2 protein-coding genes are annotated in these 2,041 nt (G+C 41.4%); both read right to left on the bottom strand.

Features of this window, described 5'->3' with window-relative positions:
• Positions 1-39: 39 nt before the first annotated feature.
• Positions 40-300 (bottom strand): hypothetical protein, encoded by a 261-nt coding sequence (locus tag BN1127_RS21005; protein ID WP_082029928.1) that lies wholly within the window; start codon positions 298-300, stop codon positions 40-42.
• A gap of 42 nt (positions 301-342) precedes the next feature.
• Positions 343-1,893 (bottom strand): methyl-accepting chemotaxis protein, encoded by a 1,551-nt coding sequence (locus tag BN1127_RS21000; RefSeq protein ID WP_082029927.1) that lies wholly within the window; start codon positions 1,891-1,893, stop codon positions 343-345.
• Positions 1,894-2,041 lie beyond the last annotated feature (148 nt).

The following is a 2,041-nucleotide window of genomic DNA, read 5'->3' as shown; positions in this document are numbered from 1 at the left end:
GTCGATTTAGCGGCGCTTACTACCAATGAAGCTCTTTAATTAAAAGTTGACGCCATGATGTGTACCATCTGGCATATGTATAAACAGGCTGAGTTTACAGCCATTGCGCTCAACAACCCTTTTCAGCGTTAATATGCAATCAACTACATCATCCTGAATCTCAGGTTCGTCTTCGCAACTTAGATGAGAAAGCAATTTTTTCATTCTAATAAAAGTCAACTGTTGAGTTGCAAGTTGATTAGCAATGCTAACTGCATCAGCGTCTGCTGACGCTGCGTGTTCTTCCTGTGTTTTGCCCATTTGCCCCCCCTTTGTAAACTACAGACATCTCTCAATATATACCTAACCAAAAGTTTTACTTAGTTCCTTTAATTGATTCGCTTTATGCAGCAAGCATTCACTTTTATTGCTTACATTATCAATCTTTTTACTATTTTCATGAGATAGAGATGATATTGTGTTTATATTTCTACTAATTTCCTCTACAACGGCTTGCTGCTGTGTAGCAGCTGAAGATATCTGACTAGAAAAATCTGACACCTTATCAATTTCGAAAACAACTTTATTTAAATTTTCAGAGCCAGCACGTGTACTAGAAAGGCATGCATTCGTCTCATCCACATTCAAATTCATCATACCCTTCCACTGCTCCAGTGTTCGTAAAATATGACTGATGCTCCCCTGTATTTGTTCGGTTGCTTTGTGAGTCCGCGTGGATAGGTTGCGAACCTCATCGGCAACAACAGCAAACCCACGACCTTGCTCACCAGCACGCGCAGCTTCAATCGCAGCATTGAGTGCCAACAGGTTAGTTTGGTCAGCAATCCCTTGGATCTCAGACATAATAGAGCCAATACGCTCTGACTCACTCGATAAAGCAACAGCTGATTCAAATGCCTGCTCAGCTCTCATAGCTAAAGAGGCAATATCTTCTCCCACAGCTTGTAATTGTTCATTGGTTGATATGCAATGGTTACGAGCTTCTTCTATCTGCTGATTACTATCTTGAATATTACGACTAATCTCCTCCGCTGCGGATGCCATTTGTGTTATCGCGGTAGCAACTTGTTGTATTTGTGAATCTTGAGACAATATATCGTCACTAGCAGATGAAGCATATTCTCTGAGCTCATTGGCAATCGATTTTAATGAAAAAGTTGCATCATCCACCCTTCCTAAAACAGTTCTAATTCTAGCCTGCCAAAGTTGAATATGAAAATCAGCGATACTATGAGGCTCATCACCAGAGAAGATAAGACGACTAATGCTATCATACTCATTTTCCAAATTTTTGAAATAACGAGGTGTTGAAAATAGTATTTTTCGATTAAGAAGTATGGCAATGACCAGTGGCATGATAACCCAAAGTACTTGGTCTTTTGGTAATAACCAAATCGAATTAGCCACACTTAATAGTAATAATATTGGAGGTAAAAAACGAAAACCTATCCAACGTCTAACCATAAACAGTGAACCATTTTCACGTTGTTTCAACGCCTGATACATTTTGCTAGCTCTGGCCTTATGTTCTGGCGTAGGCCGACAACGAACAGACTGATAACCTGAAATTTTGCCATCTTCATAGATTGGAGTGACATAGGCATCAACCCAGTAGTAGCTGCCATCTTTGCAACGATTCTTTACCATTCCCCTCCATGCTCTCCCTGCTTTGAGGTGTAACCATAAGTCACGGAAGGCGGCTTTAGGCATGTCAGGATGACGGACGAGGTTATGGTGCTGACCAATCATTTCTTCGGAGGTATACCCAGCTATCTGACAAAAGGCTGGATTGGCGTATGTGATGTCCCCGCGTAAATCGGTTGTTGAAACAAGCTGTACGTTTTCTGCAACCTCTATCTCGATGTTTTTGGTATGTACGTCTTTGCTTACCATGCTTCTGCTCCAAGTAAGTTAGGGGGCAACGTAGGACAAATTCCTTTTTTATCAGTACATAAGAACAAAAATTAGGCCCACAGATGAAGCCTCGCGACTGAGCACATCTCACAATACGAGGATCAAGAGTAACCGTTCACCGGGACGG

This window comes from Aeromonas media (genome assembly GCF_000819985.1).
GTDB classification, from domain to species: Bacteria; Pseudomonadota; Gammaproteobacteria; order Enterobacterales; family Aeromonadaceae; genus Aeromonas; species Aeromonas media.
The sequence above is the reverse complement of the archived record's forward strand: the minus strand, read 5'-3'. Positions and strand labels throughout refer to the sequence as shown.